Annotated in this window: 14 protein-coding genes; 7 read left to right on the forward strand and 7 right to left on the reverse strand. The window is 63.5% G+C overall.

What is annotated here, in order from left to right; genetic code table 11:
- Nucleotides 1-30 precede the first annotated feature (30 nt).
- From HMPREF1022_RS02070 to ybgF, 3 genes are read right to left on the reverse strand one after another with little or no spacing between them, the layout of a single operon-like run.
- A complete protein-coding gene (locus tag HMPREF1022_RS02070; RefSeq protein WP_009301651.1) occupies nt 31-1,026 on the reverse strand; it encodes a tyrosine recombinase XerC in 996 nt (331 codons plus the stop codon).
- Nucleotides 1,023-2,339: a DNA-processing protein DprA gene (gene dprA / locus HMPREF1022_RS02075; protein ID WP_009301652.1), complete on the reverse strand. Its 1,317-nt coding sequence runs from the start codon at nt 2,337-2,339 to the stop codon at nt 1,023-1,025. Before dprA ends, HMPREF1022_RS02070 begins: the two co-directional genes overlap by 4 nt.
- Nucleotides 2,340-2,359: 20 nt before the next feature.
- Nucleotides 2,360-3,580 (reverse strand): tol-pal system protein YbgF, encoded by a 1,221-nt coding sequence (ybgF, locus tag HMPREF1022_RS02080; RefSeq protein ID WP_009301653.1) that lies wholly within the window; start codon nt 3,578-3,580, stop codon nt 2,360-2,362.
- A 197-nt stretch (nt 3,581-3,777) separates the two neighbouring features.
- Here ybgF and HMPREF1022_RS02085 point away from each other — a divergent pair, with 197 nt between their 5' ends.
- Nucleotides 3,778-4,722 (forward strand): hypothetical protein, encoded by a 945-nt coding sequence (locus HMPREF1022_RS02085; protein WP_009301654.1) that lies wholly within the window; start codon nt 3,778-3,780, stop codon nt 4,720-4,722.
- 42 nt (nt 4,723-4,764) lie between these two features.
- On the opposite strand, the gene HMPREF1022_RS02090 is transcribed toward HMPREF1022_RS02085, so the two are convergent.
- Both HMPREF1022_RS02090 and HMPREF1022_RS02095 read right to left on the reverse strand, forming a co-directional pair.
- Nucleotides 4,765-6,036 (reverse strand): CgeB family protein, encoded by a 1,272-nt coding sequence (locus HMPREF1022_RS02090; protein ID WP_009301655.1) that lies wholly within the window; start codon nt 6,034-6,036, stop codon nt 4,765-4,767.
- Complete coding sequence (locus HMPREF1022_RS02095) at nt 6,036-7,325, reverse strand: glycosyltransferase family 9 protein (protein ID WP_008684218.1); 1,290 nt, start codon at nt 7,323-7,325, stop codon at nt 6,036-6,038. The genes HMPREF1022_RS02090 and HMPREF1022_RS02095 overlap by 1 nt, the downstream gene beginning before the upstream one ends.
- A gap of 204 nt (nt 7,326-7,529) precedes the next feature.
- On the opposite strand from HMPREF1022_RS02095, the gene HMPREF1022_RS02100 reads away from it, so the two are divergent.
- The 6 genes from HMPREF1022_RS02100 (at nt 7,530) to HMPREF1022_RS02125 (ending at nt 12,626) form a co-directional block, all read left to right on the forward strand.
- The gene (locus HMPREF1022_RS02100) at nt 7,530-8,234 is read left to right on the forward strand and encodes a precorrin-2 dehydrogenase/sirohydrochlorin ferrochelatase family protein (protein ID WP_156802799.1); all 705 of its coding nucleotides are present in this window, start codon (nt 7,530-7,532) and stop codon (nt 8,232-8,234) included.
- Nucleotides 8,221-9,048: a cytochrome c biogenesis protein CcsA gene (gene ccsA, locus HMPREF1022_RS02105; protein ID WP_008684223.1), complete on the forward strand. Its 828-nt coding sequence runs from the start codon at nt 8,221-8,223 to the stop codon at nt 9,046-9,048. The genes HMPREF1022_RS02100 and ccsA overlap by 14 nt, the downstream gene beginning before the upstream one ends.
- 12 nt (nt 9,049-9,060) lie before the next feature.
- Nucleotides 9,061-10,353 carry a glutamyl-tRNA reductase gene (hemA, locus tag HMPREF1022_RS02110; protein ID WP_008684224.1) on the forward strand — a complete coding sequence of 431 codons (1,293 nt, stop codon included), beginning with the start codon at nt 9,061-9,063 and terminating at the stop codon, nt 10,351-10,353.
- On the forward strand, nt 10,353-10,688 hold the full coding sequence (locus HMPREF1022_RS02115; protein ID WP_009301657.1) for a hypothetical protein: 336 nt from the start codon (nt 10,353-10,355) through the stop codon (nt 10,686-10,688). The genes hemA and HMPREF1022_RS02115 overlap by 1 nt, the downstream gene beginning before the upstream one ends.
- Before the next feature lie 14 nt (nt 10,689-10,702).
- On the forward strand, nt 10,703-11,803 hold the full coding sequence (tilS, locus tag HMPREF1022_RS02120; RefSeq protein ID WP_009301658.1) for a tRNA lysidine(34) synthetase TilS: 1,101 nt from the start codon (nt 10,703-10,705) through the stop codon (nt 11,801-11,803).
- A 61-nt stretch (nt 11,804-11,864) separates the two neighbouring features.
- On the forward strand, nt 11,865-12,626 hold the full coding sequence (locus tag HMPREF1022_RS02125) for a glycosyltransferase family 8 protein (RefSeq protein ID WP_009301659.1): 762 nt from the start codon (nt 11,865-11,867) through the stop codon (nt 12,624-12,626).
- A gap of 22 nt (nt 12,627-12,648) precedes the next feature.
- Here the strand turns inward: HMPREF1022_RS02125 and dxs are convergent, their stop codons facing one another.
- Together dxs and HMPREF1022_RS02135 are read right to left on the reverse strand one after the other, a co-directional pair.
- Nucleotides 12,649-14,550, reverse strand: a complete 1,902-nt coding sequence (dxs, locus tag HMPREF1022_RS02130; RefSeq protein ID WP_009301660.1) for a 1-deoxy-D-xylulose-5-phosphate synthase — start codon at nt 14,548-14,550, stop codon at nt 12,649-12,651.
- Between the two features lies 1 nt (nt 14,551).
- Nucleotides 14,552-15,445, reverse strand: a complete 894-nt coding sequence (locus HMPREF1022_RS02135) for a polyprenyl synthetase family protein (protein ID WP_009301661.1) — start codon at nt 15,443-15,445, stop codon at nt 14,552-14,554.
- Between the last annotated feature and the right edge of the window lies 1 nt (nt 15,446).

The raw sequence follows: 15,446 nt of genomic DNA on the forward strand, positions 1-15,446 counted from the left end.
AAAAATATAGAAAAATCCCTCGTGATTTTTTTACTTTTTCCCGGAACGGGGATGAGCCTGATCATAGGCACGGATCAGATGTTCCAAACTGACCTGAGTATAGCGTTGCGTGGTGGTCAGCCGCCGGTGCCCCAGCAGTTCCTGCACGCTGCGCAGATCCGCGCCCGCGGCCAGCAAATGGGTGGCAAAGGAATGGCGCAGGCTGTGCGGGGAAACCGTAAAGGCCAGACCGGCCCGGCGGCAGAGCCCGGCAATGATCCGTGCCGCTTCACGCCGGTTCAGGCGCGCGCCGCGCGCGCCCACAAAGAGCGCCTGCTCCTCGGGCAATGCCAGATAGGAACGTTCCGCCAGCCATGCGGCCAAGGCTTCGCAGGAGGTGTCGGACAAGGGGGACAGACGTTCACGGGAGCCTTTGCCCATGACCCGCAGTACGCGGGAACGCAGTTGCGCGTCGTCCAGATCCAGGCTCAATGCTTCGGAAATACGCAGGCCCGAGCCATAGAGCAGTTCGGCCAGGGCCAGATCCCGGCAGAGCAGGCGCGCGGCGTGGGCCTCGGAGGGCGGCGCGGCTTTGGGCGTATCCAGCAGGGCAAAGGTTTCATCCACATTGAGCGCGCGCGGATGATGCTTTTCCTGGCGTGGATTGCGCACCTGGGCCGCCACGTTTTCACTGACCCGGCCGCTGCGCAGCAGAAAACGGAAAAAGGAGCGCACGGCGGCCAGTTTGCGGGCCATGGAGCTTTTGGCTTCGCCCCGGCGGAACAGCCAGGCCAGAAAGGCCTGGATATGTTTGCGGCTCACCTCGCCCGGCCGGGCCAGATCAGCCCCCTGCTCCCGCAAAAAAACGGCCAATTGGGTCAGATCCGCGCCATAGGCCTTTTGCGTGGCATCAGAAGCGCCCTTCTGCACCGCAAGCCAGGAAAGAAACGCCTCTATCTGCAGTCCGGCCATATCCGGCTTGTCCGCACTGTCCGATCTGTCCGTTGCCCTCATTGCGGGGGCGGCTTCACGCTTTGGCCTGTTCATGCCGGTGCCTCGTAGCGCGCACCGGGCAGGCGCTTGACCCGTCCCAGCATTTCCAGGCCGATAAGCAGAGCGTTCAGCTCATGTATCGGCATGTCCAGGGCCACGGCCAGAGCGTCGGCCTGCATGGGGCCCTGCCCGCGCAGACAGTGAAGGAGCCGCTCTTTGCGGTCAGGCGGAACCAGGGCTTCGGCCTCGGCACAGGGAATTTCAACAGGAATCGGCGGTACGGCAGACCCCACACCTCTATTTTTCTCAGAGGGCGCGGCCGCCTGTCCCGGATTCGTGTCCTCCCCCGCCCGCACAGGCAGGGTCAGAGCCTTTTCAGCCTCCGGCAGGCTGGCCTCGCTGATGCCGAAGGGCTGCAACTGCGCGGCCAGGTCGCGCAGGACATCCTCGGCGCTGAACACGGGCCGCGCGCCCTGGCGCACGAGTTCCTGACAGCCCAGACAGTGGGAATCCAGGGCCGGACCGGGCACAGCGTAGACATCGCGGTTTTGTTCCAGGGCGAGACGGGCGGTGATCAGACTGCCGGAACGACTGGCCGCTTCCACCACAAGAACGCCCAAAGCAAGGCCGCTGATGATCCGGTTGCGGATGGGAAAATGTTCGGCCAGGGGCGGCGCGCCGGGGGGAAATTCAGAAAGCAGCAGGCCCTGCTCCGCCATGGCGCGGAAAAGAGGCTCCCCGGAACGGGGATAGATTTGGTCAATGCCCGTTCCCAGAATTCCGATGCTGCGCCCCACACGGGCCAGGGCAGCCTCGTGGGCCACGCTGTCGATTCCCTGCGCCATGCCGGAAACAACGGTGATGCCGCAGGCCGCGAGACAGCGCGCCATATAGGCGGCCACCGCGAGTCCCTGGGAAGTGGCCCGGCGCGAGCCCACAATGGCAAAGGCCGGAGCTTGCAACAGGGAAATATCGCCCCGGCAGTACAGCAACACAGGCGCGTCGGGCAGTTCGCGCAACTGCCGGGGATAGCGGGCGTCTGTCCAGAGCAGGATGCCCGCGTCCAGGCAGCGGGCCTGATCCCACTCTTCCCGCGCGGTGACCCGCCAGGAACCGGTACTCATTTCCGCGGCCTGCCGCTTGTTCAAACCGGCTTCGGCCCAGCGTTGCCGCGCCTGCAAAGCCTGATAGGCAGAACCGAAGGCATGCAGCAGGCGCGCACGGGAGCGTGCCCCCAGTCCCCGGCAGTGACGAAGGGCCAGACTGGCCCAGTATTCCCTACGGGCGGTTTCATCCATGGTCGCCCAGGTGGGAACGGCTTGGCCTGCCTCCGATCCGCTGGAAGAGGCCATCGCCCCGGCGGGCATGGATTCCTCTGTCCGCATGGTCAGCGGGCCAGCCCCCGCGAACGGGCCATACGCGCCGCCTCGGAATTGGGAAAATCAGCCAGCAGGGTCCGATATTTTTGGGCCGCGCCCGGCTTGTCGCCCAGGCGGCTCAGACTCATGCCCGCCTTGAGCAGGGCGTCGGCGTTTTTGTGATGGCGGGGATAGTTGGTATTGACGGTCTGGAACTGGGCCAGTGCTTCCTTATAGTTGCCTTGGGCGTAAAGGCATTCTCCGATCCAGTATTCGGCATTGGCCGCATAACGCCCCTGCGGATATTGCTGCAAAAATTCGCGGAACCGGCTGATCCCTTCGGCGGAATGACCGGAAAGCGCTACCTTGAGGGCAGCCTTGTAAGCGGCCTCCTCTCCCTTGGCACTTGCGGCAGGCTTGGACGGCGCTGGGGGCTGGCCCCCTGTTGCCGCGGGGCCGGGAGCGGGACTCGCCGCAGGCGAGGCGGTGACAGCGGAAGCCGAAGGCGCATCCACGGGCGGCAGACCGGGGTGTTCCGGCGGGAGGGCCAGATCGGAAGGCGGTAGGGTGGGTACAGGCACGGATGCCGTGCCGCCGGCAGAAGGAGCAACCTGGGGCGCTCCCTTGTCGCCGCTAACGGAGGGCGAAACCGGTTTCTCCGCCGGAGTGGAGGGAGCCTCGGTGGGGGGGAGGGCCAAGCCGCCCGGAGCAGCGACGGCCGCCAACTGACCGGAAGGCCCGGCTACGGCTTCGGGTCGCCCCACCTGGCCGGAGGGACCCACGGGCTTTTCTCCGCCTTTTTCAGCCTTGGCAGAAGGCGTACCGCCGGGAAAAGGCGCCGGAGGCGCGGCGGGATCGATTTTTTTGGCGGAAGCCACAGCCGGTCCGCCCTGCACCACAGGCGGCGTTTTTCCGCCTGTCGCGTCGCCGTGCGGTATAGCCGCACTTTGGGGAGAAGAAACCGTGGTCGTGTGACGCGCGGTTTGCGGCGGAATGATCGGCACTACGGTCATGCCGGTTTTATGCCCGCTGCGAGTGCGCACTTCATACACACGATTATTCAGCAGGGCGACTTGGCTGTTCAAGGCGACCACGCTGTTTTCCAGATTGTGCAGGCGCTGGTCCGTTTCACGCAGAACCCGCTGATTTTCCTCGCCGGTAGCCTCTACTTTCCGCATCTGGCCGGTAGAAGCGCAGCCGCCTATTGCCAGAACAAGGCAGGCCGTCGGAAGCACCCATTTTTTTTTCATACCGTTCTCCCGCCTTTTTTCTGCCCTAAGCCGCTTTGTATTTCAAGAAGTCTTGCGGCTGTCGCGTTTTTCAGGCAAAAACAGGCCTGTATGACGCCCGAGGAACATAGCGCATCAGCCTCGGACAGCGCAAGATTGCAAGGAGTCAGCATGAACATGCCCGGTCCGGCCCTCTTTCTGGCACAAGGCGGCGCGCAATGAACGCCATTCACGAATTCCTGCTCGCTTATCCGTTGTTGCGGACCAGCCTTGACATCATCAGCGTGGTAGTCCCCTTGTCAGTGCTGCTGGCTTTCGCCGGAATGGGCTTTATGTCCGCCACGGCCCGCATCCTTTCCATCACCCGGGGGCGCTCCTCTTACGACAAATGCGCCCGCCAGCTTGCCGTGCTCGGCCTGATACTGGGCTGGCTGCTGCTGATCGGCGGCCGGATCTGGCTCTTTTTCACCCAGGACGGCTACACGCCCGATTCCCTGCCGAGCTTCCTGGTGGAAATGAGCTGGATGCTGCTGGGCATAGCCGTGCTGATCAGCAGCCTGTATTACGCGCTCTGGAAGGCCTTGAAAAATATGCCCGTCCTGCATGTGACCCTGGGCGTACTGAGCGGCATTCAGGGCTGCGTGGCCGTGGTCAGCAGCCTTGCCGCCGCGCGTTTTCTGTCCGCCCTGGCCCACCCGGACGCCGCCGGCCTGACCCTTGGCGATCTTTTTCTGCCCGCCTGGAATGCGCCGCTCTGGAGCGCCCTGTGCTATACCCTGCCGCTGGTCCTGGCCATGCCCGCCGCCTTCGGCGCGCTCTGGCTGCCCCTGCGGCGCACGCACGACGACTTCGGCCGGGACCACTACAATACCATGATTCCCTGGTGCGCCGGCTGGGCCCGCAATGCCTGGTGTCTGCTCTGGCTGTTGCTGCTCGTTTCCAGCGGCCTGCATATCTGGCTGCACTGGCAGGATGGAGTGTTCAGCGCGCAGGACGCCGTTGTCGAGAGTTCGCGCCTGCTGCTCTGGCTGATTCCCGTGCTGCTCTGGACCATGGTGCGCCGCAGCGCCATCGCCCTGCGCCACAAGCTTACTCTTCTGGCGGCTCTGCTTATCGCTGTGAGCTTTATGCTGCCCTATTATCTGGAGGCCACGAGCGTATAGGACGACCAAGAGCAATTCATATTTTAACTGACTGAAGTTGCTCTACTTTTTCAGATACTGCCCGCGCCACTCGTCCAGAAAAAGCAGGCTGGTTTCCAGATCGCTCAACACCCCGCTCTGCTCACGCAGGCGGGCCAGCACGTCGTCAAAGGCGGCATGCGGACCAAGACCCAGCTTGCGCATCAGTTGCGCCAGCTCTTCCCGCAACTGCGGACCAAGCTCCGTCGGCGCGGCCTGTTCGGGTCCGCTTTGGGGCCAGGGCCCCAGTTCCGCTTCCAGATAGTCCAGCAAGGCGTCCATGCGCCGCTCATAGGTATGTTCGCGCAGCGTCCGTTCCCGAGCGCGGCGGGCATAGGCCTCACGCTCTTCGGGATGCGCCAGGAAGTGGTCGATCCCGGCGTAAAATTCATTCATGGATGTGAACGTGGCCAACTCATCCGGCGCAAAAAGTTCGCCCAACAGAGAGCGCTGATCCACCAGTTGAAAAGCCCCCATGGCGGCCAGTTCAAACGTGCGCGGATTGACGAAATCCCCGTGGCTGACCAGGTCGCCGCCCTGCAGGCTGGAATGCAGATTGAGATTCACCCTGGCGGCATTGTAGACCTTGACGCTCTCCTCTTCGCTGATGCGCGCGCCCCGGCGCTGGATATTCCCGGCCAGCAGGCTTTCACCTTCCCAGTCCGAACCCCAGATTTTGAAATCCCGCCCGGCCAGGGGCCGAAAAGCCAGCCGCCGGTTGGGATAGCCCGCGCCCAAAAAGGCGATGTCCGAACCATATTCCTTTTGCTCGGCCAAGCTCAATTCCAGCGGCTTGTGAAATTCCGGCAGGGCCGCCAGAGGCAGATACAAGGCATGGGCCTGCCCGATTCGGGCCAGCTCCGAGAGGAAGGGTTCCTGCTGGATGACCGCGAAGGCATCATACAGAGGCGCGTAGGTCCGCCAGTAGTTGAAGATCCGGTAATCTTCCACAAACCACATGGCCGTGCGCACCCCGGCGCGCCGCAGGCGTTGCAACAAGCTCCGGCTCATGGGGGCCTGGGCCAGCGCCAGCACGAAATGCGGCTCCAGCGACTGCACCTGGGCCCAGATGGCCTGGGACACCATCTGCAAAAAGGAATTTTCCAGCGGCACGGTCTGGGCGGGCGTCAGGCCCAATCCCTTGAGGCCGGTAAATGCCGGATAAAGCAAAGGGGCTTCAAAAAGCCGCACCGTATGCCCCAGTCCGCGCAGGGCCGAGGCGCAATACCGGCCTATGGGCAGCGAACCGCCGTACATGGGCAGAATCACCAAAATGCGTAACGACGTGGCGGGCATCAGCAATACCTCCCGGGCGGCAGCATCCAATCCGTATCCTTATAAAGCCAGTCGCGCAGGTCCGCCAGCTCCGCATGTTCCGCGACGTCCAGAGCAGTGGACAGCGCGTTCCCATTCTGCGCATCCACTTCCCACAAATGCAGGGTGTCCGCCAGCAAAGCGCGCGTCACAGTCCGTTGCCGGGCGTATTCATCATGGCCGCCGTGCAGGCGTAATACGCCGCCCAAGGCGTCCAAATCGCTGCGCCAGACCTGCAGGCCGTCCGGCGGCGCGGCTGTGATTCGCGCCTCGGGCCGCACGGCCGCCGCCAGGGAGCGCAAAAAGCCCTCTCCGTGCAGAGCGTCCAGACAGGCCACCTGATACGGGCAGGCAGCGGATTCCAGACAGGGCGCGCAGGCGCGCGAGGCCTGCCAGACCCAATGTCCCCGGCCATAGGGGCCGGTTTCATGGCACCAGGCGGAGGAAAGAAAAAAAGCCAGCACCGGCACGCCCAGATGCGCCCCCAGGTGCATGATGCCCGTATCCGGCGTGACCAGGGCGTCAAGGCCCTCCACAGCATGGACCAGGCCGGGCCAGTCGGTTTTTCCGCTCAGATCTTCAACCTTTTCTTGAACTTTCGCGGGCAGCAAACGCAAAAGCTTGCGCGCGGCGGGCTGCTCCGCCGCCGTGCCCAGCAGGCGAATACGCGGGCCGTCCAGCAGGCTGAAAAGGATTTGCAGCATTCTGCCCAACAGGGGCAAGGGCAGTGAACGGCGGGATTCACGTCCGGCTAGCACCACGCCAAGGCCCTGGCCGCCGGGTCTTGCCGGGGGATTGACCAGTTCCCCCGCCAGGGGAGACGGTGCGAAATGAGCCCAGAAGTCCACCAGGTTCAGGGGAGAGAACGCCCGCCGCTCGCTCAGGCGGAAGGCCAGCCGTGCCCAGGCCGAGCGCGTGATGCCTCCCGCTGTCGTTCGTGCCGGACGGTAGCCCATGACCCGCTCCGCCTCGAACAGACGGCAGATGGCGGCGGTGAGCCCGGCGAAATTACAATTATAGACTGCCTGGAAATCCATGTTCCGCCACTGGCGGAAGACTGCCCGGTTTTCATGCAGGACGGCGGCGTCCGGTCGGCCGTGCAGGCGCAGGCCATGGATTTCGGCGGCGGGATACAGCAGCCGGGCCAGAGGCGCAAGCCCGGCGTCCACGCCAAGGTGCACCCGGCCCCGCTGCTCCAGGGTGCGGATCAGCCGTTTGCTCTGTACCAGATCGCCGAAGCGAGCCGCCTGTAAAACCAGAAATGCCGACATCAGCCATCCTTGATGATCAGAAAGAAAGCGGAATTCGCTCCCTCAAAAAACAAAGATTGTGGAAAGCCTGAAATCTGCCGTAGCAGCTTGGAGTTAGCGTATTTACCTCCGCGAGGCAAGACAAAGCCCCTTTGCAAAACCATGCTTGGTGCTATACTATCGGGAATCACTTTGTTTTAAATCCGCAACAAAAGTTATTCAATTATGTCGATGTCCTCGCCGCACGCCCCCTTGTACCCGATTTTTCTTTCGCTGGAAGGCCGCGCCTGTCTGGTGGCGGGCCTGGGCGGCGTGGGGCGCCGCAAGCTAGAGGGTCTGCTGGCTTGCGGCCCTGCTTCGGTGCTGGTTCTGGATATCTTGCGAGTGGAAGACCTGTCTGCCGAAGCCGCCGCCCTGCTGACAGACCCCAGGGCGTGCTTTGAAAGCCGCACCTGTACTCCGGCGGATGTACAAGGTCGCGCCCTGGTATTCGCGGCAACCGGCAGCGCGGTGGAAAATGCCCGCATCGCCGCCCTGTGCCGGGAGGCGAATGTGCTCTGCAACTGTGCCAGCGCACCCGAGCTGGGCGCTTTCAGCGTGCCCGCCGTGGCCCGGCAAGACGGGCTTGCGGCGGCCTTGTCCACAGGCGGGGCCAGTCCGGCTCTGGCCCGGCGCTGGCGACGCGAACTGGAGGGCTGGCTGGCCCCGCGCGCCCGTATGGTGCTCCTGATGGGCCGCCTGCGGCCTCTGGTCCTTGCCTTGCACGCCGAGACAGGGCAGAATACAGAGCTGTTCCGCAGGGTGGCGGCATCGCCTTTGCAGCACTGGCTGGCCGAAGGCGACCTTCAAAGCTGCCGACAGTGGCTTCTGGCGGAACTGCCCCCGGTTTTACACGTTCACATAGCGGAGTTGCTTGATGATCTCCCCTGAAGCCTCAACGCTGATAACTCTGATTTTCTATGCCTTGGCCAGCATCGTCGGTCTTGCGGGCATGATCATGCGCAGTCCCCTGTGGCGACGGCTGGGCTGCTGGCTGGCCATGGCCGGTTTCATCTGCCAGACCCTGATGCTGGCCATGGGCTTTCACAAAGCCCTGCCCGGCGGTCTGAGCCTGGGCGCGTATCTGCAGATGCTGGCTTGGTTTGTGCTGCTCTGCGGTCTGGCCGTTTGGTTCAAGCTGCGCCAGGAAACAGCCCTGCTGTTTGCCGCGCCCTTGGGCCTGATGCTCTTCGCCATGTCCGCGCCCTACCTCAGCGCCCTTGTGCAGGTGCCCCCTTCGCTCAAAGCCCCTTTTTACGCCCTGCATATCGGCGCGCTGTTCCTGAGCCTGGGACTGCTGGCCCTCGCCTTTGCCGCCGGGGCGCTGTTTCTTTTTCTGGAGGGGCGGATCAAAAGCAAACAGAGCATGAAGGGCTTTTGGCAGGATATGCCCGCCCTTTCCATGCTGGATAAAATCAACGCCTTCACCACCCTGACGGCATTTCCGCTCTACACCCTGGGCATCGTGGCCGGTCTGATCTGGGCCAAACCCGTCTTCGGGGCCACGGTCACCGGCGACCCCAAGGAAGTCATCAGCATCGTGGTCTGGCTGCTGTTCGCGGTATTGTTCCACAACCGTCTGGCTAACGGCTGGAAGGGCCGCAAACCGGCGCGGCTGGCCGTTTTTATTTTCCTTCTCTGTCTGTTTTCAATCATTGTGGTGAACACCTTCATGGATACGCATCACGCCTTCATCCGACGCTAACCGGGCATTGCTATGGACTGCGATATCTTTCTTGTGGGTCTCAATCACCGCACGGCGGGCGTGGATGTGCGCGAGCGCTTCGCCCTGGTAAACCACTGTGACGAGGAGCATTGGGCCCTGCCCTGTGCCGGGGCGGTGAGCGAGGCCATGATTCTTTCCACCTGTAATCGCGTGGAACTGTTGGCCGCGGGCACGGGCGACGTGTCCGGTCAGGTGCTGGAATGCTGGGCCAGGGCGCGCGGCGCGAAAGCCGACGAACTCCGGCCTTACGTCTACATTCATCAGAACCTGGAAGCCGTGCGCCATCTGTTTTCCGTGGCCTCCAGCCTGGATTCCATGGTCCTGGGCGAACCCCAGATATTGGGCCAGTTGAAGAACGCCTACCGCAAGGCTGTGGACAGCCATGCCACGGGCGTGATTCTCAACCGCCTGCTGCACAAGGCATTTTCCGTAGCCAAACGGGTGCGCACGGAAACTGCCGTGGCCTCCAGCGCCGTATCCATCAGCTACGCGGCAGTGGAGCTGGCTAAACGAATCTTCGGGGACATGCATTCCCATAAGGCCCTGCTGGTGGGCGCGGGAGAAATGGCCGAACTGGCGGCCACCCACCTGCTGCAGGCCGGTATAGATGAAATTCTGGTAGCCAACCGCACCTTCGCGCGCGGCCAGGAGCTGGCCGAACAGTTCCACGGCCGGGCCATCCCCTTTGAGCAACTGGCCGGACATCTCACGGAGGTGGACATCATCATCACCTCCACCGGCTCGCCGGAACCCGTCATCCGGGCCCGTGACATCCGCGCCGTGCTCAAGGCGCGTAAAAACCGGCCCATGTTCTTTATCGACATTGCCGTGCCCCGCGATATTGACCCGGACGTCAACGGCCTGGACAACGTCTATCTTTACGACATTGACGATCTTAAAGAAGTTGTTGAAGAAAATCTGGCAAACCGCCGGGACGAGGCGGCCAAAGCCACGGAAATCGTCAATGAGGAAGTGGAATTTTTTGCCCACTGGCTCAGCAGCCTTGACGCCCAACCCACTATCGTGGACCTGATCCAGCGCGGGGAACGCGCGGCACAGGAGGAGCTGACCCGAACCCTCAAACGCCTGGGCCCGCTGGACGACGCAAGCCGCGAAGCCCTGGAGACCATGGCCAACGCTTTGGTGCGCAAGCTGAACCACGACCCCATCATGTTTCTCAAAGGCGACGGCATGGCTCGTGAGGGGGCGGCGTCGCGCATCAGCACTGTGCGGCGGATTTTCAATCTGGACAAAAACGTCTGTACCTGTAGCGGGAAGAACTGATGCGCTGGTACGGCATTGACGACCTCAGCGCCGAAGACACGGCGCGTCTGGCTCAGGTCCTGAAGGATATGGAGCTCAGTTCGGGCATGGACGGCCTTTACTGGCTGCCCGTGCCCGAAGCCCGGCTTTCGCCGGTACAGCGCGAGCATCAAGCGGACTGTGGCCCCTATGTGCTGGGCCTGGAGCTGGAAGGGCACAGTCTGCGCCTGGAGTTGCTGGTACGGGCGCGGGGCCGCCTGCGTTGCGACTGTGTGCACTATGCCGGGCCGGAACTGCGCGCGCATATGATCGCCTATCTGGAGCAATTACTGGTTGATCTGGGGATCACCGGTTAACCTTCATCTGCTGCATGAACTCTTTGCCGGAACTGCGCAGCCTGCCCCCAGCTTCCGCCCGGCTGTGTCTCGCGGTGGAGCGCTTCTACCTACGCCGTCTGGAGATCCCGCGCGGAGCCCGACTGGTGCTGGCGCTTTCAGGCGGGGCGGATTCCACGGCTCTGGCCTGCATCCTGCATATTCTTTCCCCGCGTCTCAAGCTTGATCTTTTCGCGTTGACCGTAAATCACGGCCTGCGGCCCGAAGCCGGCGCGGATGCCCGTTGCGCGCGCGATCTTTGCGCGCTGCTCGGCATACCGTGCGTACAACGCCACGCGGATGTAACCGGGTTGGCGTCCGACAAGGGCTGGGGCCTGGAAGAAGCCGGGCGCCACGCTCGCTACGCTCTTTTGGAAGAGGAGCGCCGCGCGCGGCAAGCGGATTTTGTGGTTCTCGGCCATCATAACGAGGATCTGAGCGAGGACGTGCTGCTGCGCCTTACGCGCGGCACGGGCTGGCCCGCGCTGGGCGGCATGGCGGCCCGCGACGATACCCGCCGCCTGCTGCGCCCTCTGCTTTTCACCCGGCCGCAGGCGCTTAGGGAGCTGTTGCGCCAATGTGGCATTGTCTGGCGGGAAGATGCCAGCAATGACAGCCCGGCCTTTACCCGCAACCGCCTGCGTCACAATGTCCTCCCCCTGCTGCGCGCGGAAAACCCGTCACTGGACAGAAGCATGGCCGCGCTCTGGCAACTGGCGCAATGGGACGCGGACTACTGGGAAAAGACCCTGTCTGAAGCGCTGGCCGCGCATCCCTGGCAGGAGGAAGAACACGACGGGCGTCCCTGCCTGATTCTTCCCCGCGCCCTCTTGACGGCGTTGCACCCGGCGGCTCGTTTACGTCTCTACCTCAAAGTTGTGCGTCTGCTGCTCGGCCGGGCGAACGGGGACTCGGGCGGGCAAGCCCGCTCCCGCACGCTGCTGGATTTGGACGCCGCATTGCGCGAGGGACGCGGCAATACCCGCTTTCAACTGCCCGGCGGCATTGAAGCCGGACTCAAGGGCGGCGCAATGCGTTTTTCCCGGACGCTCGTCTCGCATGAGGTGGGCAGCCTCAATGCGCAAGGAAAAATATGATCCACGTGGCCCTGGCTTTCCATGATCACGACGGCAACTATGCATTGCAGCCGCGGCTGTATTGGTTTCCCTTTTCAGGCGCACCGCAAGCCCGGTCACGGCCCATATTCTGCACGACGCCGGTCTGACGCCCGTCGGCAAAGCGCGGCTTGCCACGGTTGCGGAATATTTCGGCCAGAGCCTGCGTCTGCATGCGGTGCCGGAACCGCCACCGGAGATTGCCGCCGGCCTGCCCCCGCAATTCGGGCCCGGTTCTCTCTACCGTCTTCATCTGCCCCGCCTGCTGGGCGAGGAACAGGTCATTTATCTGGATTGCGATGTCTGCTGCACATTGGACATCAGGGAATTATGGGAGGAGGCGGCTCAGGGGCGGGCCGCATCAGGAGCAGAGCCGCTGTTGTCCTGCGTGCGCAATCAGACGGCCGAAGGCGCGGGCGGACGGGCAATAGTGAAAAAAGGCCTGGATCAGGCGCACTACTTCAACAGCGGGATACTGGTCTTTCATCCGCGCCGCCTGCACGCCTTATTCCCGGATCTCATGGCCGCTGTCCTGCGCCTTTTGCCCGAATTGCCCCGCCCCCTGCTCTATCCGGATCAGGACGCCCTGAACCTGCTCTTCCGCCGTCTGCCGTTGCACTGGCTGGGGGAACGCTTCAACTATCAGCTGCACGTGACCGGACGCTGGCTGCTGCCGCCGGACCAGCTTGAAGGCAGGCTGCTCCACTTCTGTGGCCGTAAACCGTGGTGCGAGCCTCTCTGCCCTTCGGCTCTCGGCCATCTGGAGAATTACCGTTTCCTGGAGCAATGTTGCTTTGAAAAATGAGATCATTCACCCCGGAAAATCCTTAATTTTCACGGGCCAGCTCCATGGCGGCGCGGGCAATGCCCCGGCTGCGCAGCCCCACCAGCTCACGTAGCTGCAACTGTTTGCCATGCTCCACAAAACTGTCCGGCAGGCCCAGACGCCGGATACGCTGGCCGCGCAGCAGTCCGTGATCATTGAGGAATTCCAGAACAGCCGAGGAAAAGCCTCCGGCCAGCGCGCCTTCTTCCACAATCAGCAGGCGGTCAAAACGCCGGGCCAGATCCGCCAGTTGCTCTTCCGGCAGGGGCTTGAGCCAGACAGGATCAAAAACCAGGGGGCTGAAGCCCAGTTCTTTTTCCACCAGTGTCGCGGCCTCCAGAGACGGGTGCGCGCGATTGCCCACGGCGATGATGGCGATTTTTTCGCCCTGGCGCAGCACTTCGCCCATGCCCGGCACCAGCAGACGCGGCTCCCCTTCCAAGGGCACGCCGAAGCCCGCGCCGCGCGGGTAGCGCAGGGCGCAGGGGCCGTCGCCGTTCAGAGCTGTTCTCAGGCTGTGACGCAGCATGTCCTCATCGCGCGGGGCTAACAGCCGGATCTGCGGAATGTGCCGCAAGTAGGCGATATCAAAGGCCCCATGGTGTGTGGCCCCATCCTCGCCCACCAGCCCGGCACGGTCCACGCAGAATGTCACGGGCAAATTTTGCAGGCAGACGTCGTGGATCACCTGGTCATAGCCGCGCTGCAAAAAAGTGGAGTAAATAGCCAGCGCGGGCCGGTAGCCCCGGCTGGCCAACCCGGCGGCAAATGTCACCGCATGCTGCTCACAGATGCCCGTATCCACAAAACGCTCCGGAAAGCGCTCCCTGAAACGGTTGGTGCCCGTGCCCTCGGGCATGGCCGCCGTGATGGCGATGATCCGCTCGTCCTTTTCCGCCAGTTCCAGCAGGGTGTCACTGAAAACACGGGTAAAGGTGGGCAGCGCCGCCGAGGCCACGGGCAGGCCGGTTTCCGGCGTGAACAGGCCCACGCCGTGGTATTGGGTGGGATTCTTTTCCGCCGGGGCGTAGCCTTTGCCCTTGCGGGTGCGCACGTGCAGCAGCACCGGCCCGTCCTCCACGGCCGCGGCCATTTGCAGATGCCGCCGCAGGGCCGGAATGTCGTGCCCGTCCACCGGGCCGATATAGGTGAAGCGGAAAGCCTCGAAGAGCATGCCCGGCGTAAAGAAGGACTTGAAACTCCATTCGCCGCGCATGGCGTAGAGCGCCAGCTTTTGCCCGATGCGCGGAATGGAGCGCAGGAACCTGAGCACTTCCCGGCGGGTCTGGCGCACCCAGCGCCGCGAAAGCGTGCGGCTCAGGAACAGGGACAGCGCGCCCACATTGGAGGAAATGGACATCTCATTGTCGTTGAGCACCACAATAAGCCGACGCCCCATGTGCCCGGCCAGGTTGAGCCCTTCAAAAGCCTCTCCGGCGGTCAGCGAGCCGTCGCCGATGACCGCCAGCACATGGTGGCGCAGACCCGAGAGATCCCGGGCCAGGGCCATGCCCAGCGCTGCCGAAATGGATGTGGAGGAATGGCCCACTCCGAAGTGATCGTAAGGGCTTTCAGCCATGCGCGGAAAGCCCGACAGGCCGCCCAGGGTACGCAACGTATGGAAGCTGTCGGCCCGGCCCGTGAGCAACTTGTGGGCATAGGCCTGATGGCCCACGTCCCAGATCAGTTTGTCCTTGTTCAGGTCAAAAGTGGAAAGCAGGGCCAGGGTCAGCTCCACCACGCCCAGCGAGGGGGCCAGATGACCGCCGTTGTGCGCCACCACCTCAATGATGCGCCGACGCACCTCTTCCGCCAGCTCGGCCAGTTGAGGCTCGGAAAGAGCCGCAACCTGCGCGGGGTCGGTAATGCCGTCCAGAAGGGACGTTGCTGCCGTCTGGCTCATCTCAGGCCGCCCGGTTCACGGTATAATCGGCCAGAGCACGCAGGAAATCCGCCTCCGGCCCGGCAAAGCCCGCCAGCGCCGCCTGCGCCGCGTCAGCCTGGGCGCGGGCCAGCTCACGGCTCTTCTCAAGGCCCACCAGGGAAGGATAGGTATTCTTGCCCTGCTCCGCGTCGCTGCCCGCGGGTTTGCCCAGCGTGGCCGTATCCGCCACCACATCCAGAATATCGTCGGCGATCTGAAAGGCCACACCCAGAGATGAGCCGAAATCGCTGATGGCCCGCAGCGCCTTGTCGTCAGCCCCGGCCAGCAGGCCGCCGCACACGCAGGAGGCCCGCAGCAGGGCGCCGGTCTTCATGGCATGCATGCCCCTCAATTCCTCAAGGCTGACCTGGGAACGGCCGGTATAAATCATATCCCATTCCTGCCCGCCCACCATGCCGGACGCCCCGGCGGCCAAAGCCAGCTCGGCCACGGCCCGAAGCAGCCTGTCAGGGGGCACGGGCGCACGGCACATGATCACAAAGGCGTCGGTCAGAAGGCCGTCCCCGGCCAGAATGGCCGTGGCCTCGTCAAAAGCCTTGTGGTTGGAAGGCTTGCCGCGCCGCAGGTCGTCGTCATCCATGGCAGGCAAATCGTCGTGGATCAGGGAATACGTGTGAATCATCTCAATGGCCGCCGCAAAGGGCAGCGCCTTTTGCGGCTCCAGGCCGCAGAGGGCGGCGCAGCTCAGGCAGAGCACCGGGCGCAGCCGCTTGCCCCCGGCCTGCAGGCTGTAGAGCATGGACTCCTTAAGGCGCGGCGGCATGGGGCGGCCATCCAGACAGGCGGACAAATACGTTTCCACTTCCCTGCCCCGGCTTTTGAGCAGAGCTTTCATTTTTTCCACGGGCATCACG

Source organism: Desulfovibrio sp. 6_1_46AFAA, from assembly GCF_000224635.1.
Classification (GTDB): Bacteria; Desulfobacterota; Desulfovibrionia; order Desulfovibrionales; family Desulfovibrionaceae; genus Desulfovibrio; species Desulfovibrio fairfieldensis.